Below are 26777 nucleotides of genomic sequence, written 5' to 3' on the forward strand. Positions count from 1 at the left end.
GAACGCGTCAGCCGAGTTCCTTCGTGAGGGTGAACTCCGTGATGCCCGGCGGGTAGTCGTCCACCTGCCCGCGCACCTCGTAGCCCCGCTTCCGGTAGAAGCCGGGGGCCTGGAAATCCCAGGTCTCCACCCGGGAGCGGGTGCACGACCGGTCCGCCCGCGCCACCCGTTCCGCCTCGGCGAGCAGCCGCGAGCCGAGGCCGGAGCCCCGGTGCGGGGCGTCGACCCAGAGCAGATCGACATGGAGCCAGTGTGCCCAGGTCCGCCCGGTCAGCCCCGCCGCGACCCGGCCGTCGGCGTCCAACGCCCAGACCTCCAGCGGCACTTCGCGCGCGTCGGGCGTGGCGCGCAGGGCGCTGATCCGGGGTGAGCGCGCGGTGTTCTCGTCCCGCAGCCGCCTGTTCAGCAGCGCACGCCGCTCCTTGTCCACTTCTGTCTCAAGACGAAACATGCGCCTCACCCTAGGGGGCGCCCCCGGACAACTTCCGCCAATCCCCCTTCCGGCCCGGTCCGCCGCCCGTACGCTGATGCACAGCGCCGGTGGGGGCCGGTGCCGTATGCAGGGGTACGAGACAGCCGGGCGCCACGGGTGCCGGTCCGGCCCCGTCGGGGGGACGCACGCTTCGGGGCGCCCCAGAACACACAGCATGGGGGTGCCTGTGGCCCGTATCCGGGTTCTCGTGGTGGACGACCACCGGATCTTCGCCGAATCGCTCGCCGCCGCGCTCGCGGCCGAGCCGGACGTCGAGGTGGCGGCGGCGGGCAGCGGCCCGGCCGCGCTGCGCTGTCTGGAGCGCGCGGCGGCGGAGGGGCGCGGTTACGACGTCCTGCTGGTCGACGCGGAACTGGGCAACCTGGCCCCGGCGGGGCGAGACGGCGCGGGCCCGGTCCCGGTGCCCGCCCCGCGCGCCGGACAGCCGGCCCCGGTCGACGGGATCTCCCTGGTCGGCGCGGTCCGCGCGGCCCGTCCCTCGGTCCGTACGGTGGTGCTCGCCGAGAAGGACGACCCGGGCCGGGCCGCGCTCGCCCTCCAGGCCGGGGCCTGCGGCTGGGTCGCCAAGGACAGCTCGCTGCAACGGCTGCTGGCGGTGATCAGGGGGGTGCTGCGCGACGAGACCCATCTGCCCGCCGCCCTGCTCACCGGGGTGCTGCGGGAGCTGCTGGCCGGGCGCAAGCACCGCACCGAGAGCGAGGAGCTGGTCGAGTCGCTGACCCCGCGCGAGCGGGAGGTGCTGCGGTGCATGGTCGCGGGCCTGGGCCGCAAGGCGGTCGCGGAACGTCTCTTCCTCTCCCCGCACACCGTGCGCACGCACATGCAGAACGTCCTGGGGAAGCTGGGCGTGCACTCGACGCTGGCGGCCGTGGCGCTGGCCAGACGCGCCGGGGTCGGCCCGGCCGATCTTCAGGACCCGGCGCTACCCGGGGATGTTGTCGAACGGGGCAGTCAACTGGCGTAGCAGTCCGGCCAGTTCGGAACGCTGCTGGTGCGAGAGCTCGCCGAGGATGGCGCGCTCCTGGGCCAGCAGCCCGGCCAGCGACTGGTCGGCCTTGTCGCGGCCCTCGGGGGTGAGCCGGACCAGGACCCCGCGCCGGTCGCTGGGGTCGGGGAGCCGCTCGACGAGGTTCTTCTTGGTGAGGCGGTCGATGCGGTTGGTCATCGTGCCCGAGGTGACCAGCGTCTGGGTGAGCAGCTGGCCGGGGGAGAGCTGGTAGGGGGCGCCGGCGCGGCGCAGCGACGTGAGGACGTCGAATTCCCACGGCTCCAGCTGGTGCTCGGCGAAGGCGATCCTGCGGGCCCGGTCGAGGTGGCGGGCCAGGCGGGAGACGCGGCTGAGGACCTCCAGTGGTTCCACGTCGAGGTCGGGGCGCTCGCGGCGCCATGCAGCGACCAGTCGGTCAACCTCGTCCTCCATGTGGATCAGTGTAGAGGGTCTGTCGACATGAAGTCTCTTGAATTCAAGTGTCTTGACATCAAGATAGTTGTGGATGATCCTGAACTCCATGACCGCACCCGTCTGGGATCCGCAGCAGTACCTGCGCCACGCGGACCACCGCACCCGCCCCTTTTACGACCTGCTGGCCCGCGTCCCCGACCCGCCCGGCAGCCGCGCGCGCATCGCCGACCTCGGCTGCGGCGCCGGCAACGTCACCGCCCTGCTCGCCGCGCGCTGGCCGCACGCCCGCATCACCGGCTACGACAACTCCCCGCAGATGCTGGAGCGCGCCCGCGCCCACGCCACGGAGCTGCTGGACTTCGCCGAGGCCGACGCCGCCACCTGGACGCCCTCCGAGCCGTACGGTCTGATCATCTCCAACGCCCTGCTCCAGTGGATTCCCGGCCACGCCGGCCTCCTCCCGGGCTGGCTGGACGCCCTGCTCCCCGGCGGCACCCTCGCCCTCCAGGTCCCCGGCAACTTCGACCGGCCCAGCCACGCCCTGATGCGCGAACTCGCCGAGTCCCCGCGCTGGCGCTCCCGCCTGGGCGGCCGGCTCCGCCACGCCGACGCCGTACTGAGCCCGGCCGGCTACCTGGACCTGCTGACGGGCCCCGGCGTCACCGCCGACGTCTGGGAGACCACCTACCTCCACCTGCTGACCGGCGAGGACCCCGTCCTGGACTGGGTGAAGGGCACCGGCCTGCGCCCCGTCCTGACCGCGCTCGCCGACGACGAGGAGGCCCGGGACGCCTTCCTCGCCGACTACCGCGACCTGCTGCGCACGGCCTACCCCCGTGGCCCGCACGGCACGGTCTTCCCCTTCCGCCGCATCTTCGCCGTCGCCCATCGGGAGAAGTGATGATCACCGCCCTCGACCACGTCCAGCTCGCCGCCCCCGAGGGCAGCGAGGACGCCCTGCGCGCGTACTACACCGATGTGCTCGGCATGACCGAGATCGCCAAGCCGCCCGTGCTGGCCGCGCGGGGCGGCTGCTGGTTCGCGGCCGGCCCGGTCCAGCTGCACCTGGGCATCGAGACCGACTTCCGCCCGGCCCGCAAGGCCCACCCGGGGCTGCGGGTCACGGGTATCGAGGCGTACGCGGCCCGGCTGACCGAGCGCGGCGCCGAAGTGGTCTGGGACGGGAACCTGCCGGGCCACCGCCGTTTCTACAGCCACGACCCGGTCGGCAACCGGCTGGAGTTCCTGGAGCCGGTGACCGGCTGAGCCCGCCGGGACACGGCAGCGCCCCGCCCCCACGAGCGAGTGGGGACGGGGCGCCGGGGTTCACGCGGGCCGGTCAGTACAGGCCGTTGTAGGTGTCCCAGCCGTAGCCGATCTTGACGCGCTTGGTGAGCTGGCCGGTGCCGGTGGACGTGTAGCGGTACACGTCGCCCTTGCCGTCGACGCCGATCAGGTCGGCCCTGCCGTCGCCGTCCATGTCGCCCGGAGCGGCGAACTGCTTGTAGATGTTGTAGCCGGTGCCGATCTTGACGCGGGCCGAGAGCGGCTTCGCGGCGTCGCCCGTGCCCTTGTACAGGTAGAGCGTGCCGTCCTTGGCGATGGCCACGACGTCCGCGATGCCGTCGCCGCTGAGGTCCCCGGCGCCGACGATCTTGGTGTACGCCTGGTAGCCGTAGCCGACCTTGACCTTGGTGGCGAACTTGGTGCCCAGGCCGTTGCCCTTGTACAGGTACAGGTCGCCCTTGGTGTCGCGGGCCAGCAGGTCGCCCTTGCCGTCGCCGCTCAGGTCGCCGGGACCGGTCAGGCTGTTGTAGACCTGCCAGCCGGACCCGATGTACTCGGCGCCGACGTAGAGCTGGCCCTGGTACTGCTGGACGAGGTCGCCCCAGCCGTCGTTGTCCAGCGAGGAGGCGAGCGACAGGCTCACCTGGTTCCAGCCGGTGTCCGAGCTGTCCAGCTGGCGGGGGAAGAACTGCCCGTTGTTCCGGGCCTGGTACCAGTAGAGGCTGCCGCCCTTGGTGCGGCCCTCCAGCTCGTGCTTGCCGAAGTCCGGGTTGCCGCCCGCGCCGACGAACAGCGCCGCCGCGTTCCATCCGCTGCCGGAGGCCACGCGCGGCTCGAAGGTGCCGTTTCCGGTGGACAGGTAGGTGAAGACGTCGCCGCCGGGCTTGCGGGCGAGGAGGTCGCCGAGCCCGTCGCCGTCGATGTCGTCGACACCGATGAGCTGGTTGTAGATGTCGTAGCCGTAGCCGACCTTGACGCGCGCCTTGAACGGCTTCGCCGGGTCGCCGGTGCCCGCGTAGAAGTACAGGTCGCCGCCGGTCGTACGGGCGATGACGTCGCCGAGCCCATCGCCGTTGACGTCGTTGGTGCCCACGATCTGGTCGTAGACGTTCCAGCCGTAGCCCACCTTGACGCCGGCCTTGAAGGGCGCGCTGTCGACCTTGCCGGTGGAGATGTAGACGTAGATGTCACCGGAGGGCGTCCGAGCGATCAGGTCGCCGCGGCCGTCGCCGTTCAGGTCGCCGGGGGAGACGACCTTGTTGTACTTCTGCCAGCCGTTGCCCGACCAGGTGACGTAACCCGTGCTGTCGGCGCCCCAGCTCTGGTAGAGCGAGAGCTTGCCCGCCGCCGAGAGCGTCAGGACCTCGGACATGCCGCCGCCGTCGAGGTCGCCCGGCGTGATGATGTCCTTGGGCGTCTCGAACTGGTCGTCGCTGTTGATCTGGTACGGGTGCGAGCCCGACGCGTCCGTGATGGCGTAGAGGTTGCCGTCGAGCCCCCGGTACAGCGTGTCGCTGTAGCCGTCGCCGTCGAGGTCGCTCAGCGGCTTGGCCGCAACGGCGGCCGCCGACGCGGCGCCCGGCGCACGCGAGGCACCGGACTTCTTCTTCGCGGTGCGCTTGGGCAGCGTCAGCGTCGGCTGACCGCCGGACTCCGGGGTGAACTGCGGGGTGGCGCCGCGAGGTACGGGCGCCGAGTCATCGGCCGAGGCCGGGGCCGCCAGCAGCATGCCGGCGGAGAGAACGAGTGCGGTGCAGGCCGCGAGCCGCCGCGCGCGCTTCGGGCGCGGAACAGAGCGGCCGGGTTCCACAGAAGACAAAGCCCCCCCAGGGGTAAGTGGTGGAACCGGGTGAATAGCCTTCACGGGTGCATGACATGCAGCGGTGAAGAACCATTCCCGGGATATTCACAGACTCTACAACTGTGTACAGCGCAACTGAAGTGGTTTTGCCGGGGATCAACATTGCGGCTCGGCCACATACCGCCCCCGGCCCCACCGGCCGTTCAGCTCTTGCGGTGGCCGATCAGCCGCGGCTTCGACTCCAGGTTCTCCAGGCCGTGCCAGGCCAGGTTCACCAGATGGGCGGCGACCTCCGCCTTCTTCGGCTTGCGCGCGTTCACCCACCACTGCCCCGTCAGCGCCACCATGCCCACCAGCGCCTGCGCGTACAGCGGTGCCAGCTTCGCGTCGAAGCCGCGGGCCTTGAACTCCAGCCCGAGGATGTCCTCCACCTGGGTCGCGATATCACTGATCAGGGAGGCGAACGTGCCCGTGGACTGGGCGACCGGCGAGTCACGGACCAGGATGCGGAAACCGTCCGTGTACGTCTCGATGTAGTCCAGCAGCGCGAACGCCGCCTGCTCCAGCAGCTCACGCGGATGCCCCGCGGTCAGCGCACCGGTCACCATGTCCAGGAGCTGGCGCATCTCCCGGTCCACCACGACCGCGTACAGCCCCTCCTTGCCGCCGAAGTGCTCGTAGACGACCGGCTTCGAGACCCCCGCGCGGGCGGCGATCTCCTCCACCGACGTGCCCTCGAAGCCCTTGTCGGCGAACAAGGTGCGACCGATGTCCAGCAGCTGCTCCCGGCGTTCCTTCCCGGTCATCCGGACCCGGCGGGCCCGTCGTGTGGAAGGTGCACGGGTGTTCTCGCTGCTTGCGCTGGAGTCGGTCGCCACGTCGTCCATCATGCCGGGTCGGCCGCCGCGCGGTCGCGCCGGGACTCGATACGGGCGGAGTCGGGCCAGCGCACGTCGTACGCCCAGCCGGCCTGCTCGAACCACCGGATCAGCCGGGCGCTCGAATCGATCTGACCGCGCATCACCCCGTGCCGGGCGCTGGTCGGGTCCGCGTGGTGCAGGTTGTGCCAGGACTCGCCGCACGACAGGACCGCGAGCCACCACACGTTGCCGGACTTGTCACGGGACTTGAAGGGGCGCTTGCCGACCGCGTGGCAGATCGAGTTGATCGACCACGTCACGTGGTGCAGCAGGGCCACCCGTACCAGGGAGCCCCAGAAGAACGCCGTCGCCGCACCCCACCACGACATCGTCACCAGACCGCCGATCAGCGGGGGGATCGCCAGCGAGATGATCGTGAACGTCAGGAAGTGGCGCGAGATGCCGCGGATCGCCGGGTCCTTGATGAGGTCCGGCGCGTACTTCTGCTGCGGGGTCCGCTCCTCATCGAACATCCACGCGATGTGGGCCCACCACAGGCCCTTCATCAGCGCCGGCAGCGACTCACCGAAACGCCACGGCGAGTGCGGATCGCCCTCCGCGTCCGAGAACCGGTGGTGCTTGCGGTGATCGGCCACCCAGCGCACCAGCGGACCTTCGACCGCCAGCGAACCGGCCACGGCCAGGGCGATGCGGAGCGGACGCTTCGCCTTGAACGAACCATGCGTGAAGTACCGGTGGAAGCCGATCGTGATGCCGTGGCAGCCGATGAAGTACATCGCCACCATCAGGCCCAGATCGAGCCAGCTCACACCGCGGCCCCAGGCCAGCGGCACCGCCGCGACCAGCGCCACGAACGGCACGACGATGAACAGCAGGAGCGCGATCTGCTCGATCGACCGCTTGTTGTCCCCGCCGAGCGTGGCGGAGGGAAGGGATTGGTCACCGGCCGCCGGAGCGGCCTCGATCACTTCGGGGCTGGTCTTCATGGGGAGTCCCCTGAGGGTGAGAGCGGGTCGGACAGCCAGGGTTACGCATCCGTAACCTACGGCTTCGTAAGTATGGCAGCGCGAAGGCCCGCCCACGAGAGGACGAAACACCACGCACGGACGGACGAATACCGGGTAGACACACTCCGCGTACCCCGGCCGGACACGTCACGAACCGAGGACACCTTCCGGGGCGCGAACAGCACCCAGAGCACGGACACCTATCCTGGAGAGGTCGGACAGCGCGGTCCGCACCCTGCTTTCCGGGGTGGCGTCGGCATCCGCCGACCGCGGTCCCCGGGTCCCGTGCACAACCACTGCAAGGAGCCGCACACTGTGAGCAGTGCCGACCAGACCCCCGCCGCCAGCCCCGAGCTGCGCGCCGACATCCGACGCCTCGGCGACCTCCTGGGCGAGACCCTCGTACGCCAGGAGGGCCCGGAACTCCTCGACCTCGTCGAGCGCGTCCGCGCCCTGACCCGCACCGACGGCGAGGCCGCGGCCGAGCTCCTCGGCGACACGGACCTGGAGACCGCGGCCCAGCTCGTCCGCGCCTTCTCCACCTACTTCCACCTCGCCAACGTCACCGAGCAGGTCCACCGCGCCCACGAGATGCGCGACCGCCGCGCGGCCGAGGGCGGCCTCCTCGCCCGCACCGCCGACCGCCTCAAGGACGCCGACCCGGAGCACCTGCGCGCCACCGTCAAGAACCTCAACGTGCGCCCCGTCTTCACCGCGCACCCCACCGAGGCCGCCCGGCGCTCCGTCCTCAACAAGCTCCGCCGCATCGCCGCCCTCCTCGACACCCCCGTCATCGAGGCCGACCGCCGCCGCCAGGACCTCAGACTCGCCGAGAACATCGACCTCATCTGGCAGACCGACGAGCTGCGCGTCGTGCGCCCCGAGCCCGCCGACGAGGCCCGCAACGCCATCTACTACCTGGACGAGCTGCACGCCAACGCCGTCGGCGACGTCCTGGAGGACCTCGCCGCCGAACTCGAACGCGTCGGCGTCGAACTCCCCGCCGGCACCCGCCCCCTCACCTTCGGCACCTGGATCGGCGGCGACCGCGACGGCAACCCCAACGTGACCCCCGCCGTCACCTGGGACGTCCTGATCCTCCAGCACGAGCACGGCATCACCGACGCCCTCGAACTGGTCGACCAGCTGCGCGGACTGCTCTCCAACTCCATCCGCTACACCGGCGCCACCGACGAACTCCTCGCCTCCCTGCAGACCGACCTCGAACTCCTCCCCGAGATCAGCCCCCGCTACAAGCGGCTGAACGCCGAGGAGCCCTACCGCCTCAAGGCGACCTGCATCCGCCAGAAGCTCGTCAACACCCGCGAACGCCTCGCCACCGGCCGCCCCCACCGCCCCGGCTGCGACTACCTCGGCACCGCCGAACTCATCGCCGACCTCGTCCTGGTCCAGGACTCCCTGCGCCGGCACCGCGGCGGCATCGTCGCCGACGGCCGCATGGACCGCACCATCCGCACCCTCGCCGCCTTCGGCCTCCAGCTCGCCACCATGGACGTCCGCGAACACGCCGACGCCCACCACCACGCCCTCGGCCAGCTCTTCGACCGGCTCGGCGAGGAATCCTGGCGCTACGCCGACATGCCCCGCGACTACCGGCAGAAGCTCCTCGCCAAGGAACTGCGCTCCCGCCGCCCCCTCGCCCCCACCCCGGCCCCCCTCGACGCCGCCGGCGAGAAGACCCTCGGCGTCTTCCACACCATCAAGGAAGCCTTCCAGCGCTTCGGCCCCGAGGTCATCGAGTCCTACATCATCTCGATGTGCCAGGGCGCCGACGACGTCTTCGCCGCCGCCGTCCTCGCCCGCGAGGCCGGCCTCATCGACCTCCACGCCGGCTGGGCCGAGATCGGCATCGTCCCCCTCCTGGAGACCACCGACGAGCTGCGCGCCGCCGACGTCATCCTCGACGAGATGCTCGCCGACCCCTCCTACCGCCGCCTCGTCTCCCTGCGCGGCGACGTCCAGGAGGTCATGCTCGGCTACTCCGACTCCTCCAAGTTCGGCGGCATCACCACCTCCCAGTGGGAGATCCACCGCGCCCAGCGCCGGCTGCGCGACGTCGCCCACCGCTACGGCGTACGCCTGCGCCTCTTCCACGGCCGCGGCGGCACCGTCGGCCGCGGCGGCGGCCCCTCGCACGACGCGATCCTCGCTCAGCCCTGGGGCACCCTGGAGGGCGAGATCAAGGTCACCGAGCAGGGCGAGGTCATCTCCGACAAGTACCTCATCCCCGCCCTCGCCCGCGAGAACCTCGAACTGACCGTCGCGGCCACCCTCCAGGCATCCGCCCTGCACACCGCGCCCCGCCAGTCCGACGAGGCCCTCGCCCGCTGGGACGCGGCCATGGACACCGTCTCCGACGCCGCCCACGCCGCCTACCGCAAGCTCGTCGAGGACCCGGACCTGCCGTCCTACTTCCTCGCCTCCACCCCCGTCGACCAGCTCGCCGACCTGCACCTGGGCTCACGGCCCTCCCGCCGCCCCGGCTCCGGCGTCTCGCTCGACGGCCTGCGCGCCATCCCGTGGGTCTTCGGCTGGACCCAGTCCCGGCAGATCGTGCCCGGCTGGTTCGGCGTCGGCTCCGGCCTCAAGGCCCTGCGCGAAGCCGGCCTGGACACGGTCCTGGAAGAGATGCACGAGCACTGGCACTTCTTCCGCAACTTCCTCTCCAACGTGGAGATGACCCTGGCCAAGACCGACCTGCGCATCGCCCGGCACTACGTCGACACCCTCGTCCCCGACGAGCTGAAGCACGTCTTCGACGCGATCGAGGCCGAGCACGCCCTCACCGTGCAGGAAGTCCTCAAGGTCACCGGCTCCACCGAACTGCTCGGCACCAGCCCGGCGCTCCAGCAGACCTTCGCCATCCGGGACGCCTACCTGGACCCGATCTCCTACCTCCAGGTGTCCCTGCTGGCCCGCCAGCGCCAGGCCGTCGAACGCGGCGAGGAAGCCGACCCGCTGCTCGCCCGCGCCCTGCTGCTCACCGTCAACGGCGTCGCCGCGGGCCTGCGCAACACCGGCTGACCCGGCACGGACCGCGGGCGGGGCGCGCTCAGCGCCTCACAGGGCGATGAACGCCGCCATCAGCAGCGCCCCGCCCGCGATCCCGGCACCCCACGCCGTCCGCGTCAGCCGCAGACCCCCGCCGATCACCAGCGCCGCCAGCACGAGCGCCCCGCCCAGCGGCACCCACGCATGGAAGAAGCCCGCCGCCCCGGTCCGCACCACCTCGTCCGTGCCCGGCTTCACCACCACGGCGAAACGGTCCCCCTTGCGGGCCGCCACCGACTTCTCCACCGACACCCGGGACCGCGCCCCGGCCCCGTCCGACGGCGCGTACGGCCCCGTACAGACCTCGCTGCCGCACCCCGTCACCGTCATCGTCCCGTGCTCGCGGCCCTTGGCCAGCACGATGTGGTGCGCCGCGTCCCACGACGCCAGCACACCCGCCACCAGCAGCACCAGGACGACACAGCCGACCGCCGCGGCACGGCCGTAACCCAGCGCACGCCGCTTCGCGCCGCTCACGTGTTGTACGCCGACTGCGCGCGCTCCAGACCCTCCGCCAGCAGACACTCCACCGCGTCGGCCGCCCGGTCCACCTCGTAGGCGAGATCCTTGCGCTCGGCGGACGAGAAGTCCTTCAGCACGAAATCGGCCACCTGCATCCGCCCCGGCGGCCGGCCGATCCCGAACCGGACGCGGTGGTAGCCGGGGCCCATCGACTTCGTCATCGACTTCAGCCCGTTGTGCCCGTTGTCGCCGCCGCCCAGCTTCAGCCGCAGCGTCCCGTAATCGATGTCCAATTCGTCATGGACCGCCACCACACGGTCCAGCGGCACCTTGTAGAAGTCCCGCAGCGCCGTGACCGGCCCCCCGGACAGATTCATGTACGACATCGGCTTCGCGACCACCACCCGCCGGCTCAGCGGACCCGGCGGACCGATCCGCCCCTCCAGCACCTGCGCCTGCGCCTTCGGGGCCCGCTTGAACTTCCCGCCGATCCGCTCGGCGAGCAGGTCGGCGACCATGAAACCGACGTTGTGCCGGTTCGCCGCGTACTCGGGGCCGGGATTGCCCAGCCCCACGATCAGCCAGGGGTCGGTGGCGTCGGACATCGCGCGAAGTCTCCTCGTTCGTACACGTACGGCGGTCGCGGACAGGAAAACGGGGCGGCGGACTCCGGAAGGAGACCACCGCCCCGTCAGTCAAGCAGGTGTGAGGCTCAGGCCTCCTCGGCGGAGTCCTCCGCGGGGGCTTCCTCGACCTGAGCGGCGACGACCGCGAGAACGACCGCCTCCGGGTCGGCCTCGGCGAGCACCGAACCCTCCGGCAGCGGGATGTCCTTGGCGAGGATCGACGCACCGGCGTCCAGGCCCTGCACGGAGACCGTGACGGACTCGGGGATGTGGGTGGCCTCGGCCTCGACGAGCAGCGTGTTCATCACGTACTCCAGCAGGTTGCCGCCCGGGGCCAGGTCGCCCTCGGCGTGCACCGCGATCTCGACGTTGACCTTCTCGCCGCGCTTCACGGTCAGCAGGTCGACGTGCTCGATGTCGCCCTTGAGCGGGTTGCGCTGGACGGCCTTCGGGATGACCAGGGCGTCCTTGCCGTCGATCTCCAGACCGATCAGGACGTTGGCGGTACGCAGCGCGAGCTGGAGCTCGTGGCCCGGAAGCGTGATGTGGACGGACTCGGCACCGTGGCCGTAGACGACCGCGGGGACCAGGTTGGCGCGACGCGCACGACGGGCGGCGCCCTTGCCGAACTCGGTACGGACCTCGGCGTTGAGCTTGATCTCGGCCATGACGGCACTCCTCGTAAGGTGACGAAACTGCGGATGGTCACCCGGCCCACGACAGGCCTGCTACGAAGAGCGCGCCGATAACGGATCGCCGTACCTATGAGTACGGCCTCCCTCGCCGAGCAACTCGATGAGTCTACCCGGCGGGGAGGCCGCACCCCAAAGTGGATCAGTGGGCGACCGGAGCCACCCGCTGCCCGCTGTTCCCGCAGGTCCTATCGTTCCTGCTGATTCTGCTGCTCCTGCTGGTCTACTGCTCCTCGAACAGGCTCGTGACCGAGCCGTCCTCGAAGACCTCGCGCACCGCGCGGGCGATCGTCGGCGCGATCGACAGCACCTTGATCTTGTCGAGCTCCAGCTCGCCCGGCGTCGGCAGGGTGTCCGTGAACACGAACTCGCTGACCTTGGAGTTCTTCAGCCGGTCGGCCGCGGGACCCGAAAGGACGCCGTGCGTCGCCGTCACTATGACGTCCTCGGCGCCGTGCGCGAACAGGGCGTCGGCGGCGGCGCAGATCGTGCCGCCCGTGTCGATCATGTCGTCGACCAGGACACAGACCCGGCCCTTCACGTTGCCGACGACCTCGTGGACGGTCACCTGGTTGGCGACGTCCTTGTCCCGGCGCTTGTGCACGATCGCCAGCGGGGCGTCCAGCCGGTCGCACCAGCGGTCGGCGACCCGTACCCGGCCGGCGTCCGGCGAAACGATCGTCAGCTTGGAACGGTCGACCTTCGCGCCCACGTAGTCCGCCAGGATCGGCAGCGCGAACAGGTGGTCGACCGGGCCGTCGAAGAAGCCCTGGATCTGGTCGGTGTGCAGGTCGACGGTGAGGATGCGGTCGGCACCCGCCGTCTTCATCAGGTCCGCGACCAGACGGGCCGAGATCGGCTCGCGGCCACGGTGCTTCTTGTCCTGGCGGGCGTAGCCGTAGAACGGCACGATCACCGTGATCGAACGGGCCGAAGCGCGCTTCAGCGCGTCCAGCATGATCAGCTGCTCCATGATCCACTTGTTGATCGGAGCCGTGTGGCTCTGGATCAGGAAGCAGTCCGCGCCACGTGCCGACTCCTGGAAGCGGACGTAGATCTCACCGTTGGCGAAATCGAAGGCCTTCGTCGGCACGAGGCCCACACCCAGCTGGTGCGCGACCTCCTCGGCCAGCTCGGGGTGGGCGCGGCCGGAGAAGAGCATCAGTTTCTTCTCGCCGGTCGTCTTGATCCCGGTCACAGCACAGTCTCCTCAGACGTGTTCCTGGCGCTGCACGCAGATGTCCCGATGTGCAACGAGCCAGCCGAAATGGGGTGAGCATCTATCACGGTACGCCGTGCGCGACGCGCCTGTTTCCGGTCAGCTTTCGCTGCCGGACTCCTCGACCGCCGCCTGAGCCGCCTGCGCGGCGGCGCTTCCCGGACGCTTGCGCGCCACCCAGCCCTCGATATTCCTTTGCTGGCCCCGGGCGACGGCCAGCGAACCGGACGGCACGTCCTTGGTGATGACCGAGCCGGCCGCGGTGTAGACGCCGTCCCCGACCGTGACAGGCGCCACAAACATATTGTCCGACCCGGTGCGGCAGTGCGAGCCGATCGTCGTGTGGTGCTTGGCCACCCCGTCGTAGTTCACGAAGACGCTCGCCGCACCGATGTTGGTGTGGTCGCCGATGGTCGCGTCCCCCACGTACGACAGGTGCGGGACCTTGGTCCCTTCCCCGATCGTGGCGTTCTTCATCTCCACGTACGTACCGGCCTTGGCCTTCGGGCCGAGCTTCGTGCCCTTGCGCAGATAGGCGTACGGACCCACCAGCGCGCCGGGGCCCACCTCGGCGCCCTCCGCGACCGTGTTGTCCACCCGCGCGCCCGCGTGCACGACGGTGTCCGTCAGCCGCGAGTTCGGGCCCACCTCGGTGTCCTGGGCGAGGTGCGTGGTCCCCAGCAGCTGCGTCCCCGGGTGCACGAGCGCGTCGCGCTCGTACGTCACGGTCACGTCGATCAGCGTGGACGCCGGGTCGACCACGGTCACCCCGGCCGTCATCGCCCGCTCCAGGAGCCGCTGGTTCAGCAGCCGGCGGGCCTCCGCGAGCTGTACCCGGTTGTTGATGCCCAGGATCTCCCGGTGGTCGTCCGCCACCGAGGCGCCGACCCGGTGCCCGGCCTCGCGCAGGATGGACAGCACGTCGGTGAGGTACTCCTCGCCCTGGCTGTTGTCCGTCCGCACCTTGCCGAGCGCGTCCGAGAGCAGCTGCCCGTCGAACGCGAACACCCCGGAGTTGATCTCCCGGATCGCCCGCTGCTCGTCGTCGGCGTCCTTGTGCTCCACGATCTCGGTCACCGCGCCGGTCGCCGGGTCGCGGACGATCCGCCCGTACCCGGTGGAGTCGGGGACCTCGGCGCTGAGCACGGTGACGGCGTTGCCGTCGGCGGTGTGCGTCGCGGCGAGCGCGGCGAGCGTCTCGCCGGACAGCAGCGGGGTGTCCCCGCACACCACGATCACGGTGCCCTCGACGGCCCCGCCCAGCTCGTCGAGCGCGACCCGCACCGCGTTGCCGGTGCCCTTCTGCTCGGCCTGGTAGGCGGTGCGAACCTGGGCGTCCGCGGCGGTGAGGTGCGCGGTGACCTGCTCACTGGCGTGGCCCACGACGACGACGAGGTGGAGCGGGTCCAGCTCGCGGGAGGCGGCGACGACATGACCGACGAGCGAACGCCCGGAGATCTCGTGCAGAACCTTGGGTGTCTTCGACTTCATGCGGGTGCCCTCACCCGCTGCGAGGACGACGACGGCTGCCGGGCGTACGGAGCTCACGGATAGGCCCTTCGGCTTCGGGTGGTGGACATCCGCAGGATACCGGGGGGTGTGTGGCCGGACATGGGCGCGGGCCCCGACCGGTTGGGTCGGGGCCCGTGATGGAGAGCTCCCGGGGAAGGAATCGAACCCTCATTCAATGGACCAAAACCATTTGTCCTGCCATTAGACGACCCGGGATCGTTTTACCGCTATGTCCGATTTTCTTGATCGGCTCGTTCTGCAGCACCTACTATGCCGCACCACCAGCCCTCGATGCGACGGTACAGCTCAGCACTTTTGTTCACGCGGATCACCAGACAGCCGTGGTAACCCTCGCCGGTGTCCTTGCGGTTGGTACTGGGATTGTGCCTCTTGAGTGTGGTCCTGCCGAACGAGCCTGACGGGCCTGCTTCCGCCCTCCGGAATCGCTCCGCCTTCGGGACATCGGCCGACTCGTGGATGTGTACGTGCCGGTCGGACGTCCAGGTCGAATGGGCAGTCGATTCGTTGTTTCGAGCGGTTGTTCATCGTTTGGCCCCCGGTCGAACGTACGGCGTGCTGCGCAGGTCCCCCGAAAATGAGATGCGGCCGCCCGTAGGCTGGATGCCATGACCGCAACGGGGGAAGACCGGGAAGCGGCGGGACCGACCACCCGTGGCTACTGGTGGTGGGAACGGCGACGGAGTGTCGCGCTGGACGTGGGGCTCGCGCTGGTCTCGGCGCTGGAATGCGGGCTGGAAGGGGTGGACTTCGCGTGGGACACCGGGCTGCCGGTGCCCTTCGGAGTGCTGTTCGGGCTGATCGCGGGGGCCGTGCTGCTGGTGCGCAGGCGGTGGCCGATCGCGGTGGTGCTGGTGTCGATCGCGACGACACCGGCCGAGATGGGCTTCCTGATGGGGCTGGTCGGCCTGTACACGCTGGCCGCGTCCGAGGTGCCCCGGCGGATCACCGCGGTGCTGATGAGCATGTCCCTGGTGGGAACGTTCATCGTGACGTACGTACGGCTGCGGCAGGGCGTCGACGAGAACGCCGACTTCGGGCCCGGCGACTGGTACGTCCCCATGCTGTCCCTCTTCATGGCCGTCGGGCTGACCGCGCCGCCCGTGCTGTTCGGCCTCTATATAGGGGCACGCAGGCGGCTGATGGAGAGCCTGCGGGAGCGGGCCGACTCGCTGGAGCGGGAGCTGTCGCTGCTCGCGGACCGGGCCGAGGAACGGGCGGAGTGGGCGCGTACGGAGGAGCGGACCAGGATCGCCCGCGAGATGCACGACGTGGTGGCCCACCGGGTGAGCCTGATGGTGGTGCACGCCGCGGCCCTTCAGGCGGTCGCGCCGAAGGACCCGGCGAAGGCGGTGCGCAACGCCGCCCTGGTGGGTGACATGGGACGCCAGGCGCTGACGGAGCTGCGCGAGATGCTGGGCGTGCTGCGGGCGGGCGAGCCGGCGGTTGCCCGGGTGGCCCAGGTACCGCTGGCCTCGGTGGGCCGGGCGGCGCCGGCGGTGCCGGAGGACGGGCCGCGGCTGGACGAGGTCGAGGCGCTGGTCGGCCAGTCGCGCGCCGCCGGCATGACGGTGGAGCTGTCGGTGGAGGGCGCCACGCGTGCCTACGCGCCCGAGGTCGAGCAGACGGCGTACCGCGTGGTGCAGGAGGCCCTGACCAACGTGCACAAGCACGCGGCGGGTGCCAAGACGTGGGTGCGGCTGGCGCACCGGGGCGCCGAGGTCGCGATGCAGGTGGAGAACGGCCCGTCGGACGCGGCGACGGCCGACGCGGGGCTTCCCAGCGGGGGCAACGGCCTGGTCGGGATGCGGGAGCGGGTGCTCGGCCTGGGCGGCGTCTTCGTCTCGGGCCCGACGGACACGGGCGGCTTCCGGGTGTCGGCGGTGCTGCCGGACGCCGAGAGCGAGGACACCCCCGGCCCGTCCGGCGTCTGAGGACGGCGACGGCACCCCCCACGGCCCGTCCGGCGTCTGACGACGGCGACGGCACCCCCCACGGCCCGTCCGGCGTCTGACGACGGCGACGGCATGGCCGGCCCACCCGGCGTGAGAGGACGGCGGCACGTTCCCGCCCCCCCCGGGGTCTGAGGACGGCGACGGCGCCCTTCCCGGCCCGTCCGGCGTTTGAGGACGGAACCGTGGTGGTGGTGTCCGGGCACCGGGCGTGGGCCCGGGTGTGTCCAGCCCGTCCGGCGTTCGAGGACGGAACCCTCGCGGTGGTGACCGTGCGCCGGGCGTGCGCCGGACCCCGAGGACCCGGCGCCTCCGGCGCCCCCTCAGCCCGAGACGAGGCGTTCCGGCTGGACGCCGCCGACCAGGGTCGCGAGGGCCGCGTCGATGTCCGGGCCGAGGTACCAGTCGCCGGTGTGGTCGACGCTGTAGACCCGGCCGGTCTGGTCGATCGCGAGGACCGCCTGGTTCTCCCCCTCCTCGCCCAGCGGCGCGACCTCGGTCTCCAGGGCCCGGCCGAGGTCCCCGAGGGTGCGGGCCAGGTGGAGTCCGCGCAGTGGGTCGATGCGGACGGCCGGGGGCGCGATCTGGCGGCCGGGCGCGGTGGCGGTGATGTGCAGGCCGCCGAATTCGGCCCAGGCCTCGACGGCGGCGGGGAAGACGGCGTGCTGGTGGCCGGCCGGGGAGGCGTGCGAGCGCAGGGCGTCGGCCCATTCCTCGGCCTGGCGGATGTCCCAGCGGCCGGGCTGCCAGCCGGCGGCGCGCAGGGCGGCGTCGACGGCGGCGGGGAAGCGGGTGGCGGCCTGGCGGTCGCGGGTCGCGGGCCCGGCCTGTGCGGGAAGGTCGGTGCGATCGTGCATGGGCGCGGTCAGCTCTTCTCTGCGGAGGTGGCCGCGCCGGTCGCGGTGAGGTCGACGGGCCGGACGCCGAAGTGGGCGAGCATGACGGCGCAGGAGCGGCAGGGCGCGGCATAGCTGCCGTGCAGCGGGTCGCCGTCCTCGCGGATGCGGCGGGCGGTGAGGCGGGCGTGCTTGAGGGCACGGCGTGCCTCGCCGTTGGTGAGGGGCTTGCGCTGGGCGCGCTTGGAGCGCCCGCTCTCGGCCGCGGTGAGGTGCCGGGAGAGCAGTATGGCCTCGGGGCAGCGGCCGGTGAACCGTTCGCGCCGGTCGCTGGGGAGGGTGTCGAGGAAGTCCTGCACCAGGTGGTGCAGGACGGGTGGCTGGTCGCCCTTGCCCGCGGTGCAGGTGAGGGTTTCGCCGCGTACGGACAGGGCGGCGGCCACGGCGGGCAGGATGCCGTCGCGGCGCTGCGCGAGGCGGGGCGCGGCGCCCGTTTCGGTGCTGCTCCAGCTGAGTCGTGGGTCCCCGGTCGTGACGGTGTGTGCAGAGTGTGCGGTGTGCATGGTGCTGTGTCCCTCCCGTGCCCGCAGCGGCTGCTGCCTTTGTGCACGCCCCCCGTGTATGCGGGTGACAGCCTGCCAAATGTGTCGGGTCCTGTGAAAGCTGGGTCGGTGAAACGTGTCTGCGTGTCGCGCGGCGGTGGCCCGTTCGTCGCTCGTCCGTCACGCGGTTGTGACGGTTGGTGACGGATGGCGTGCGGGGGTGGCGGGGCCGGTCCCCGTTCGGGTGTCACCGCTTAGGCTGTGCCTGGACCACCCCCTGGGTCGGTCCTCATCAGCCAGACGCAGCAGGGGGCAACCGCCATGACGACAGGTCGGCTCGGGCAGCAAGCCGCGCCACCGAACGCGGCCTATGCCGGGCAGCTCGTGCACTTCCCGGACCCGGTCCGGGCGTCCCGTCACCCCAGAGGGGTGCGTATGGACGGGAACGGCTGTCCGGATTTCGCGCCGTACGCGCGCGCCGCGGCGGAGATCGCGGAGCCCCCGCAGGGTTTCGGTGTGGACGAGCTGCGGCTCACGGACTACGTGTCGGCGAACGCCGCGATGGCGGCGGCCGGTCACGAGCTGTGGGACACGATCCCGTCGGTGGCGACGCCGCACGGCTGGACCTGGCACCACGTGCCGGGGGGCCGCCGGATGGAGCTGGTCCCGGTCGAGGTGAAGGCGCTGCTGCGCCACCACGGCGGGCTCGCGTCGACTCAGGTCGACCAGAACAAGCGGGGGACGCGCCCGTTGCAGGAGACGCGGCCCGCCCACTTCCGGCTTCCCAAGGGGGCCGTGGCGGTGAGCGAGCAGCAGATCCTGGGCGTCGAGGAGGATCTCGGCTACCGGCTGCCGGGTGCCTACCGTTCGTTCCTGAAGGCGGCGGGCGGTTCGGCCCCGGTGGGCGCGGCGCTCGACGCGGAGCTGGGTCTCCTGATCGACCAGCCGTTCTTCACGGTGCGCGAGGAGGCCGCCGTGAACGATCTGGTGTACGTCAACAAGTGTCTGCGGGACCACCTGACGAAGGACTACCTGGGCGTCGCGTTCGTCCAGGGGGGTCTGCTCGCGGTGAAGGTGCGGGGCGAGGGTCTCGGTTCGGTGTGGTTCTGCGCGTACGACGATGCCCGGGACCAGGACGGCTGGACGGTGCAGGAGCGGGTGGAGCGGCTGCTGCTGCCGTGCGGTGACGACTTCGACGCGTTCCTCCAGCGTCTCGCGGGTAATCCGCCGGAGCTGGAGACGGTGGCGAACCTGATGGTGGACGGTGGCTTCGCGCAGGCCGTCCCGGTGGAGGGGTGAGCGCGATGGTGACCTTCGCACAGGCGCAGGAGCGGGCGGACGAGTGGGTCAACGGTGACGTTCCGGCGTACCAGCACCGTGAGGTGCGGGTGCGTGAGTTCGAGCTGGGCTTCGTGGTGTGGGCCGAGGACCGTGTGGACGGTCCGGTCTCGGACGGGGGCCGGCAGCGGCTGGTGATCGCGCGGGACAGCGGTGAGGCGACGCTGTGGCCGGGGCTGCCGGTCGGTGAGGTGATCCGGCGGTACGAGGAGGAGTACGGGGCGCAGGAGGCGGCTCCGGATGCCCCGGCGCCGCCGGAGCGGGTGGATCTGAATCAGACGTCGTTCCTGTTGAGCCCGCCGGAGTGGCTCCAGGACGCGGCGGACAAGCTGGGTATCCCGGACCGGCGGGCGGAGAGCGCGGACCGTGCGGAGGCGGTGGCGGACACCCCGCCGCCCGCGCCTTCCCCGATCCCCTCCCCGTCTCCGATTCCGGCGCCGTCGGAGCCCTCGTCGCCGTCGCAGGGCGGTTCCGTCGCGTACGAGCCGACCGCGTCGGACGGCGTTCCGGCGTCGTCGCTCCAGTCTCCGGTCGGGGCCACGCCGTGGGCGGGCACCGATACGAACGCGAACACGGACGACGCGGAGGTGGGGCTGCCGGCGACGGTGTTCGCGCCGCCGCTCTCGGGCGCCGACGACGAGGAGGAGCCGCCCCCGGTCGTACCGGCGGACGCTCCGACGGCGCTGATGTCGGGCGGCAGCCAGCTTCCGAAGACGGCCATCGCGCCGGGGATGGCCCCGCGCCGCCCGGCCGATCCCGCGCCGCCCGTGCCCGGCCCGCCGGCTCCGGGGACGGGCGTGCCCGGTCCGCCCCCGCCGCCCGCCCCGGGCCCGCAGCCCTCGCCGCCGGGCCGGCCCGGCGTCCCCGGTGCCGGGGACATCGCCGACGCCGCCACGAGCAAGGCGCCCGTGGCGCCGCGCAAGCCGCGCGGGGGTACGCCTCCGCCGCCGCCCGGAGCTCCGGGCGCTCCGGGGGCCCGGCCGGGTGCCCCGGTGCCGCCGCCGTCGGGTCCGGGCACGCCCGGTGCCCCGGCGGGCGGGTACGTACCGACGCAGCTGGTCTCGCAGCTGGGCCCGCCCGGTGCCACGCCGCCGCCTCCGTCCGACGGCGGGGTGCACCAGGCGGCCACGATGTTCGCCGAGCCGGGCGCGGTCGGCCCGCAGGCCCCGCCGCCGCCCGGTCCGCCGGGTGTTCCCGGCGCGCCGCAGCCGCCCGGTCCGCCCGGCCCTCCCGGTCCGCCCGGTGCGCCGCAGCCGCCGCCCCCGCCGCCGGGTGCGACGCCGCCGCCCGCCGGGGGCGGGGTGCACCACGCGGCGACGATGCTCGCCGGTCCCGGGCAGGTGGGTCCGGGCGCGCCGCAGCCGCCGGGTCCGCCCGGTCCGCCCGGTGCGCCGATGGGCGCGCCGGCCGGGCACACCCCGCCGCCGGCGGCGTACGGCTATCCGCAGGCGCCGGCCGGTCAGCCGACCGTCGGTCCGGGCTATCAGGCCGTACTGCGCTTCCGGGCGCCGGACGGCAGCGAGCAGCAGCTGATCCGCCGCTCGGCGCCGGGTACGCCGCACCCGGAGTGGCAGATGCTGCACGAGCTGCGGGCGATGAACGTGCCGCCGCAGCAGGTCATCGAGCTGCACACGGAGCTGGAGTCGTGTGAGCTGCCCGGTGGTTACTGCGCGCGGATGATCCGGGAGACCTGGCCGCAGGTACGGATCACGTCCGTCGCCCCGTACGGCACGGATCACGCCAGCCGGCAGCAGGGAATGCAGCATCTGCTGACGCACCAGGGCGAGTTGCACCAGGTGGCGGACGGTCCCGCGCGGCCGGCCCCGGTGCGGGCGCCGCTGCCGCAGATGCAGCCGGCGCCTCCGCTGCCGCCGGAGGCGATCGCGGAGGAGATGCTGCAGACGTTCGGTCCGCAGGGTGTGCTGCGTTTCGATCAGCGTGCGGTGTCCCGGCAGGGGGTGCCGGAGGTCGTGGCGCGGACGCTGGTGTGGGCGGGTCTGCCCGCCGACTTCGGGCCGTTCTTCTGGGCGCAGCCGGGTCAGCCGGTGGTGCCGACGCTGGCGGAGCTGGCCGCGCAGCGGCAGGTGCAGCCGGCGTCGGACGCGGGCTCGTACCTGGTGATGGGTTCGGACTTCGGCCGGGCGATCTGTGTGCAGTACGGCACGGCGCACATCGTGGCGGTGCCGGTGGAGGCGGGTCCCGGTGGTGCGCCGGTCGCGCCGCAGTTCGTGAACACGGGGCTGCCGGAGTTCGCCCGCTGCATGGCGTTGCTGGGCCGGATGTGGCGGCTGCGCTACGGCCTGAATCCGGAGCAGGCGGGCCGCTGGACGGTGGACTTCCAGGCGCAGTTGGTGGCGCTGGACGCGGCGGCGCTGGCGTCGCCGGAGAGCTGGTGGTCGGTGCTGCTGGAGCAGATGTGGGACGGGCTGATCTGACCGTTGCGTGCGAAGGGCGTGGTGCCCGGTCCTCTTCGGGGGGCCGGGCACCACGCCTTTGCCGTGTCCGACGCCGTTCCTCGGCGCGTGTGATGCCGGTCGCTTCCGTCCGGAAAGCACTCCATCGATTCAGACTTCTTGACCAATTGCCGCATCCTTGACGTATTGCTCGATGGTCCGCCCCCGGAGTCGGGAAGATCGGAAAGAGGCGTCAAGGATGAGTTCTGCACCGGTGTCCGCGCACGGCTTCGTCGGCGTACGGGGTCGTGGGTACCGCCCGGAGCAGGTGGACCGTGCGGTGGCCGCGCTGTCCGCGGAGCGGGACGAGGCCGTGGCGGGGGTGGCGCGGCTGACGGAGCTGGCGGAGCGGCTGGAGGCCGAGTCGGCCCGGCTGGACGAGGCCGTCGCCCGGCTGGCGCCGCAGGACTACGCGTCGCTGGGGGAGCGGGCGCAGCGGATTCTGGCGCTGGCCGACGAGGAGGCGGAGTCGGTGCGGGGCGCCGCGCAGGAGGAGGCGCAGGCGTTGTGGGACGCGGCGGACGCGGCGGCGCGGGCGCTGCGTGAGTCGGCGCGCGCGGACGCGGAGGCGGTGCGGGCGGCGGCGGTGGGCCGGGCCGATGAGGTGGTGGCCGCCGCGGAGGGTGCGGCGGGGGAGGCGCTGGAGGCGGCCCGGATCGAGGCGGCCGGGCTGCGTGAGGAGGCGGAGGCCGCGATGGCGGCGACCCGCAGCCGTACGGAGAGTGTGCTGGCCCATCAGGAGCAGGAGCACGCGGAGCGGTGGGCGGCTGCGGGGGCGGAGCTGACGGACGCGGAGTCGGCGCTGGAGGCGGCCCACGCGGAGCTGCTGGAGCGCGCGCGGGCTGGGCTCGACGAGGCGCGGCGGGCGCGTGCGGAGGCCGAGGAGGCCGCGCGGCACGGTCAGGAGGACGCCGAGGCGCGGGCGGCCGAGCTGATCTCGGGGGCGCGGATGCGTGAGGAGCGGGTGGTGCGGGAGACCGAGCGGATTCTGCGGGAGCACGAGGAGGGCCGTGAGGAGGTCCAGGCGCACATGGCGCATGTGCGCAGTTCGCTCGCGGCGCTCACCGGCCGGGTGTCCCCGGGGCGGGACTGACGGTCTCCCGGCGGGGGGCCCGGGGGCTCAGGGACGGGGCCAGGGGCGCTTGGAGAGTTCTTCGATGCTGGTGTTGAAGCGTTTGAGGTAGCCGGCGAAGGCGGCGATGTCGTCGTCCGGCCAGTCGTGCATGACCTGGTCCAGGGAGTGGACGACGCGTTCGCGCTCGGCGTCGAGGAGTTCGGTGCCCGCGTCGGTGATGCGGAATTTGCGGGCCATGCCGCCGTCGGGGTCGGCGATGCGTTCGGCGAGTCCGGCCCGGGTCACGGCGGCGGTCTGGCGGTTGAGGGTGGAGGCGTCGAGGCCGAAGGCGTCGCTGAGTTCGCCGTTGGACATGGGGCCCTGGACGCGGAGGCGGCTCAGCAGGATGTACGCGCTGCGGTCCATGAGGGCGTACTTGTGCCGCCCGCCCCGGTGGTCGGCGAGGCTGTGGCGGCCGAGCAGCATCTGCTCGTACTCCACCTCTTCTGTGGGCCTGGTCATCTCTGCGGCCTCCTGACTTCTGCGCCGGGTCGGTGGAACGTCGGGTTCCGGGCGGCGGTGCCATTCTCGCACGAGTGTGTACGGCACACATAAGGTGTATGACACATTAGGCATGTACGATGCATGTCGCTGTCCCGGTAGGCGGGACCACAGCCCTTCAAGGAGTCCCACCTCATGGAAGCCCCCCAGCCGACAGCGAGGTCAGGTGGTGTCGTCGCCACGCTGGCCTTCGCCGGCACCGTGGCAGCGGTCATGCAGACCCTGGTCACGCCGCTCATCGCCGAGCTGCCCAAGCTGCTGAACACCACGTCCTCCAACGCCGCCTGGGTGATCACCGTCACCCTGCTGGTCTCCGCGGTCTGCGTGCCGGTCTCCGGCCGCCTGGGCGACCTGCTCGGCAAGCGCCGCATGCTGCTCGCCTGTGCGGTCCCGCTGATCGTCGGCTCGGTCGTCTGCGCGCTTTCCTCCACCGTGGTCCCCATGATCATCGGGCGTGGTCTCCAGGGCATGGGCATGGGCATGGTGCCGCTCGGCATCGCCCTGCTGCGTGACGTGGTGCCGAAGGAGAAGATGAGCTCCTCCATCGCCCTGGTCAGCGCCTCCCTCGGCATCGGCGGCGCCCTCGGCCTGCCGATCGCCTCGGCGGTCGCCCAGTACGCGAACTGGCGGGTGCTGTTCTGGGGTTCGGCCGTGCTGGCCGTCATCATCTTCGCCCTGGTCTGGTTCCTGATCCCGGACGTTCCGGCCGGCGCCAAGGGGCAGCGCTTCGACGTGCCCGGTGCCCTCGGTCTGGCCGTCGGCCTGGTCTGCCTGCTCCTCGGCGTCTCCAAGGGCTCCGAGTGGGGCTGGACCTCGGCCACCACGATCGGCCTGTTCGTCGCCGCCGTCGTGGTGCTGCTGGCCTGGGGCTTCTGGGAGCTGCGCACCACCGACCCGCTGGTCGACCTGCGCACCACCGCCCGCCCCCGGGTGCTCATCACCAACGTCGCGTCGCTCTTCGTCGGCTTCGGCATGTACGCCGGGATGCTGATCGTGCCCCAGCTGCTCCAGTTCCCCGAGGCGACCGGCTACGGGCTCGGCCAGTCGATGCTCCAGGCCGGTCTGTGGATGGCCCCCGGCGGCATCATGATGATGCTCGTCTCCCCGCTCGGCGGGAAGCTCACCGACGCCCGCGGCCCGAAGTTCACGCTGATCTCGGGTGTCCTGGTCATCGCCGCCGCCTACGGCCTCGGCATCCTGCTGATGGGCTCCGCCTGGGGCCTGATGCTGTTCCTCATGGTCAGCAGCAGCGGCGTCGGCCTCGCCTACGGTGCGATGCCCGCCCTCATCATGAGCGCGGTCCCGGCCTCCGAGACGGCCGCGGCCAACGGCTTCAACACCCTCATGCGCGCCCTCGGCACCTCGATCGGCGCCGCCGTGATCGGTGCGATCCTCGCCCAGATGACCACCGAGGCGGGCGGCTTCACGATCACCTCCGAGGCAGGATTCCGCATGGGCCTCATCTTCGGCTGCGGCGTCGCCCTGGTCGCGGTCGCGATCTCGGCGTTCATCCCGGCCGTGCGCACCGCTCTCACGGGCGGCGACAAGTCCGCCACCCCCGCCGCCCCGGAGGTGGCGGCGGCCAAGGGCTGAGCAGTACGAACCAGGTGAACCGGGAGCGGTCTGTCAGCCGGCAGGCCGCTCCCGCCATGCCGCCGCCTGTCTTAGCAGCGCCCGGATCAGGGCGGTGACCTGGAGGCGGGCGCGGGGATGGCCGAGGGTCGCGGCGCCGATGTGCCGTGCCGGGGCCGGACGGCCGACCGGGACGGTGCGCAGGCCGGGGATCTCCGGGGTCAGCGCGACGGACGGGATCAGCGAGACGCCCAGGCCCGCGGCGACGAGCGAGCGGGCGAAGAAGTAGTCGGTCGTCGTGCCCCGGATGTCCGGGGCGAACCCGGCCCGCCGTGCGTAACGGCGCAGGTACGCCTCCGTCTTGAGGCAGCCGAGCACCCAGGGTTCACCGGCCAGTTCGGCGAGGTCGAGGGAGTCCCGGGCGGCCAGGCGGTGGTCCCGGGGCAGGACGACGCCGAGGGGGTCGTCCATGAGCGCGGTCCACTCCGGAGCGTGCCCCGGCCCCGGCCGGCCGGGCAGCGGGCCGTCGAAGTGGTAGGCGAGCGCGAGGTCCACGGCACCCTGGCGGACCAGCGGCAGGCTGTCCTCGGGCTCGTACTCCCGGATGTGGACGACCGTGCCCGGGTGGGCCGCCGTCAGCTCGGCGAGGGCGCCGGGGAGCAGCAGCCTGCCCCCGCTGGTGAACGTGGCGACGGTGAGCTGGGTCCGGCCCGTGGCGAGTTCACCGACCTGCCGCTGCGCGTGGGCGAGTTCGGCGGCGACCGACTCGGCGGCGCCGACCATGATCCGGCCCGCCGGGGTCAGGGTGACCCCGCGCGTGCTGCGCACGACGACCTGGGCGCCGAGTCCGCGCTCCAGGGCGGCCACCTGCTGGGAGACGGCCGACGGCGTGAGCCGCAGGGCGGCGGCCGCCCGGTTGAAGCTGCCGTGCTCGGCCACGGCCCGCAGCACGCGGAGCCGTTGCACATCGATCAACAGTTTTCCTTCATACGGGTTCAGTGGGCCGGTACTTCTGCTGCTGACGGTACGTCTCCAGGATGGAGGCATGCAAAGGATCTGTGTCATCGGCGGAAGCCGGTACTTCGGGAAGCTCCTGGTCCAACGGTCGCTGGAGGCCGGGCACCGGGTCACGGTCGTCAACCGCGGCTCCGCCCCGCCGCCCCCGGGCGCCGAGCACCTCGTCGTGGACCGCGACGACGAGGCCGCCCTCGCCGCCGCGCTCGGCGGGCGCACCTTCGACGTGGTCGTCGACCAGGTCTGCTACACCCCGGTCCAGGCCGCGACCGCCGTGCGCGTCTTCCGGGACCGCGCCGCGCGGTACGTCATGACCTCCACCATCGAGGTCTACGATCCGGCGACGGCCGCGCCGGCGCCCGCCACCCCCGGCGTCCCCGTGGCGGAGGAGCGCGTGGACCCGGCCGGCCGGCGGGTGCGGCTGGACCTGCCCTGGCACGACGCGGCCTATCTGGAGGACCACTACGCCGAGGGCAAGCGGCAGGCCGAGGCGGTGTTCACCCGGGAGGGCCCCTTCGCCTTCGCCTCCGTACGCAGCGCCCACGTACTCGGCGGCGGCGCCCAGGAGTTCACCGGCCGCCTCGCGCACTACGTGGAGCGCGTCGGCCGGGGCGAGGAGATCGCCGTACACCGCGAGGAGCAGCCCAGCGTCTTCATCCACTACGCGGAGCTGGCCGACCTGTTGCGGTGGGCCGCCACGGGCACCGGCTTCACCGGCCCGCTGAACGCCTGCTCCGACGGTCTGCTCGACGTGACCGGCCTGACCGCCGTCGTCGCGGCGGCGAGCGGCGGCCGGCCCGTGCACCGGACCGTCGCCCCGGGGGAGCCGGCGGGCCCGTTCTCCTTCGACCGGTTCTACGCCATGAGCAACCGCCGGGCGAAGGAGCTGGGTTTTCGTCTTCTCCCGTACCGCCGACTGGCTGCCCGCCGCCGTCGCCGAGGCGGTCGCCGCGTCCGCCGCCGTCGCCTCCTGAGGAGTACGC

Annotated in this window: 23 protein-coding genes, 1 tRNA gene and 2 pseudogenes; 10 read left to right on the forward strand and 16 right to left on the reverse strand. The window is 72.1% G+C overall.

The features are described from left to right. Positions 1–7: 7 nt before the first annotated feature. Entirely contained in the window at positions 8–451 is a 444-nt protein-coding gene (locus B082_RS0123450; RefSeq protein WP_026250111.1) for a GNAT family N-acetyltransferase, read from the reverse strand. Between the two features lie 196 nt (positions 452–647). On the opposite strand from B082_RS0123450, the gene B082_RS0123455 reads away from it, so the two are divergent. Beyond that, positions 648–1457, forward strand: a complete 810-nt coding sequence (locus tag B082_RS0123455; RefSeq protein WP_078622637.1) for a response regulator transcription factor — start codon at positions 648–650, stop codon at positions 1455–1457. On the opposite strand, the gene B082_RS0123460 is transcribed toward B082_RS0123455, so the two are convergent. Next, the gene (locus B082_RS0123460) at positions 1416–1913 is read right to left on the reverse strand and encodes a MarR family winged helix-turn-helix transcriptional regulator (RefSeq protein WP_018554244.1); all 498 of its coding nucleotides are present in this window, start codon (positions 1911–1913) and stop codon (positions 1416–1418) included. The genes B082_RS0123455 and B082_RS0123460 overlap by 42 nt on opposite strands. A gap of 88 nt (positions 1914–2001) precedes the next feature. Here B082_RS0123460 and B082_RS0123465 point away from each other — a divergent pair, with 88 nt between their 5' ends. Then, entirely contained in the window at positions 2002–2796 is a 795-nt protein-coding gene (locus B082_RS0123465; protein WP_026250112.1) for a trans-aconitate 2-methyltransferase, read from the forward strand. Continuing rightward, on the forward strand, positions 2796–3161 hold the full coding sequence (locus B082_RS0123470) for a VOC family protein (protein WP_018554246.1): 366 nt from the start codon (positions 2796–2798) through the stop codon (positions 3159–3161). Before B082_RS0123465 ends, B082_RS0123470 begins: the two co-directional genes overlap by 1 nt. 73 nt (positions 3162–3234) lie before the next feature. Here B082_RS0123470 and B082_RS0123475 read toward each other — a convergent pair whose 3' ends face one another. The 3 genes from B082_RS0123475 to B082_RS0123485 form a co-directional block, all read right to left on the reverse strand. Then, positions 3235–4911 (reverse strand): FG-GAP repeat domain-containing protein, encoded by a 1677-nt coding sequence (locus tag B082_RS0123475; protein WP_237526445.1) that lies wholly within the window; start codon positions 4909–4911, stop codon positions 3235–3237. Between the two features lie 275 nt (positions 4912–5186). Continuing rightward, positions 5187–5873, reverse strand: a complete 687-nt coding sequence (locus B082_RS0123480) for a TetR/AcrR family transcriptional regulator (protein ID WP_026250113.1) — start codon at positions 5871–5873, stop codon at positions 5187–5189. Then, positions 5870–6850, reverse strand: a complete 981-nt coding sequence (locus B082_RS0123485) for an acyl-CoA desaturase (protein WP_018554249.1) — start codon at positions 6848–6850, stop codon at positions 5870–5872. Before B082_RS0123485 ends, B082_RS0123480 begins: the two co-directional genes overlap by 4 nt. Before the next feature lie 336 nt (positions 6851–7186). Between B082_RS0123485 and ppc the strand changes: the two genes are divergently transcribed. After that, positions 7187–9916 carry a phosphoenolpyruvate carboxylase gene (ppc, locus tag B082_RS0123490; RefSeq protein WP_018554250.1) on the forward strand — a complete coding sequence of 910 codons (2730 nt, stop codon included), beginning with the start codon at positions 7187–7189 and terminating at the stop codon, positions 9914–9916. Between the two features lie 36 nt (positions 9917–9952). Here ppc and B082_RS0123495 read toward each other — a convergent pair whose 3' ends face one another. From B082_RS0123495 to B082_RS39990, 7 genes and pseudogenes are all read right to left on the reverse strand, one after another. After that, on the reverse strand, positions 9953–10420 hold the full coding sequence (locus B082_RS0123495) for a hypothetical protein (RefSeq protein WP_018554251.1): 468 nt from the start codon (positions 10418–10420) through the stop codon (positions 9953–9955). Then, positions 10417–11010, reverse strand: coding sequence for an aminoacyl-tRNA hydrolase (pth, locus tag B082_RS0123500; RefSeq protein WP_018554252.1), 594 nt, complete (start codon positions 11008–11010; stop codon positions 10417–10419). Before pth ends, B082_RS0123495 begins: the two co-directional genes overlap by 4 nt. Before the next feature lie 107 nt (positions 11011–11117). Further along, positions 11118–11699, reverse strand: a complete 582-nt coding sequence (locus B082_RS0123505) for a 50S ribosomal protein L25/general stress protein Ctc (protein ID WP_018554253.1) — start codon at positions 11697–11699, stop codon at positions 11118–11120. Positions 11700–11946: 247 nt separating this feature from the next. Then, a complete protein-coding gene (locus B082_RS0123510; RefSeq protein WP_018104112.1) occupies positions 11947–12921 on the reverse strand; it encodes a ribose-phosphate diphosphokinase in 975 nt (324 codons plus the stop codon). Between the two features lie 120 nt (positions 12922–13041). Further along, the gene (gene glmU / locus B082_RS0123515; RefSeq protein ID WP_018554254.1) at positions 13042–14490 is read right to left on the reverse strand and encodes a bifunctional UDP-N-acetylglucosamine diphosphorylase/glucosamine-1-phosphate N-acetyltransferase GlmU; all 1449 of its coding nucleotides are present in this window, start codon (positions 14488–14490) and stop codon (positions 13042–13044) included. Positions 14491–14599: 109 nt separating this feature from the next. After that, a tRNA-Gln gene (locus B082_RS0123520) sits at positions 14600–14670 on the reverse strand. A gap of 11 nt (positions 14671–14681) precedes the next feature. Next, a pseudogene (locus B082_RS39990) lies at positions 14682–14942 on the reverse strand (hypothetical protein); the annotation flags it as partial. Between the two features lie 138 nt (positions 14943–15080). Between B082_RS39990 and B082_RS0123525 the strand changes: the two are divergent. Continuing rightward, positions 15081–16406: a sensor histidine kinase gene (locus B082_RS0123525; RefSeq protein ID WP_199783840.1), complete on the forward strand. Its 1326-nt coding sequence runs from the start codon at positions 15081–15083 to the stop codon at positions 16404–16406. 341 nt (positions 16407–16747) lie between these two features. Here B082_RS0123525 and B082_RS0123530 read toward each other — a convergent pair whose 3' ends face one another. Beyond that, complete coding sequence (locus B082_RS0123530) at positions 16748–17281, reverse strand: SUKH-3 domain-containing protein (protein WP_018554256.1); 534 nt, start codon at positions 17279–17281, stop codon at positions 16748–16750. Positions 17282–17289: 8 nt separating this feature from the next. Then, a complete protein-coding gene (locus tag B082_RS0123535; RefSeq protein WP_018554257.1) occupies positions 17290–17823 on the reverse strand; it encodes a YwqJ-related putative deaminase in 534 nt (177 codons plus the stop codon). 300 nt (positions 17824–18123) lie between these two features. Between B082_RS0123535 and B082_RS0123540 the strand changes: the two genes are divergently transcribed. From B082_RS0123540 to B082_RS0123550, 3 genes are all read left to right on the forward strand, one after another. Next, on the forward strand, positions 18124–19101 hold the full coding sequence (locus B082_RS0123540) for an SMI1/KNR4 family protein (RefSeq protein ID WP_026250114.1): 978 nt from the start codon (positions 18124–18126) through the stop codon (positions 19099–19101). A 5-nt stretch (positions 19102–19106) separates the two neighbouring features. Continuing rightward, the gene (locus tag B082_RS0123545) at positions 19107–21575 is read left to right on the forward strand and encodes an SUKH-4 family immunity protein (protein WP_018554259.1); all 2469 of its coding nucleotides are present in this window, start codon (positions 19107–19109) and stop codon (positions 21573–21575) included. Between the two features lie 217 nt (positions 21576–21792). Continuing rightward, entirely contained in the window at positions 21793–22686 is an 894-nt protein-coding gene (locus tag B082_RS0123550) for a cellulose-binding protein (RefSeq protein WP_202454094.1), read from the forward strand. Between the two features lie 27 nt (positions 22687–22713). On the opposite strand, the gene B082_RS0123555 is transcribed toward B082_RS0123550, so the two are convergent. Next, the gene (locus B082_RS0123555) at positions 22714–23169 is read right to left on the reverse strand and encodes a MarR family winged helix-turn-helix transcriptional regulator (protein ID WP_026250116.1); all 456 of its coding nucleotides are present in this window, start codon (positions 23167–23169) and stop codon (positions 22714–22716) included. Between the two features lie 174 nt (positions 23170–23343). Here B082_RS0123555 and B082_RS0123560 point away from each other — a divergent pair, with 174 nt between their 5' ends. Beyond that, positions 23344–24801, forward strand: a complete 1458-nt coding sequence (locus tag B082_RS0123560) for an MFS transporter (RefSeq protein ID WP_018554262.1) — start codon at positions 23344–23346, stop codon at positions 24799–24801. Positions 24802–24834: 33 nt separating this feature from the next. Here the strand turns inward: B082_RS0123560 and B082_RS0123565 are convergent, their stop codons facing one another. After that, positions 24835–25755 (reverse strand): LysR family transcriptional regulator, encoded by a 921-nt coding sequence (locus tag B082_RS0123565; RefSeq protein ID WP_018554263.1) that lies wholly within the window; start codon positions 25753–25755, stop codon positions 24835–24837. A gap of 70 nt (positions 25756–25825) precedes the next feature. Between B082_RS0123565 and B082_RS39530 the strand changes: the two are divergent. After that, positions 25826–26768: pseudogene (locus B082_RS39530) on the forward strand (NAD-dependent epimerase/dehydratase family protein). Positions 26769–26777: the final 9 nt, after the last annotated feature.

It is taken from the genome of Streptomyces sp. ATexAB-D23 (assembly GCF_000373645.1).
Classification (GTDB): domain Bacteria; phylum Actinomycetota; class Actinomycetes; order Streptomycetales; family Streptomycetaceae; genus Streptomyces; species Streptomyces castrisilvae.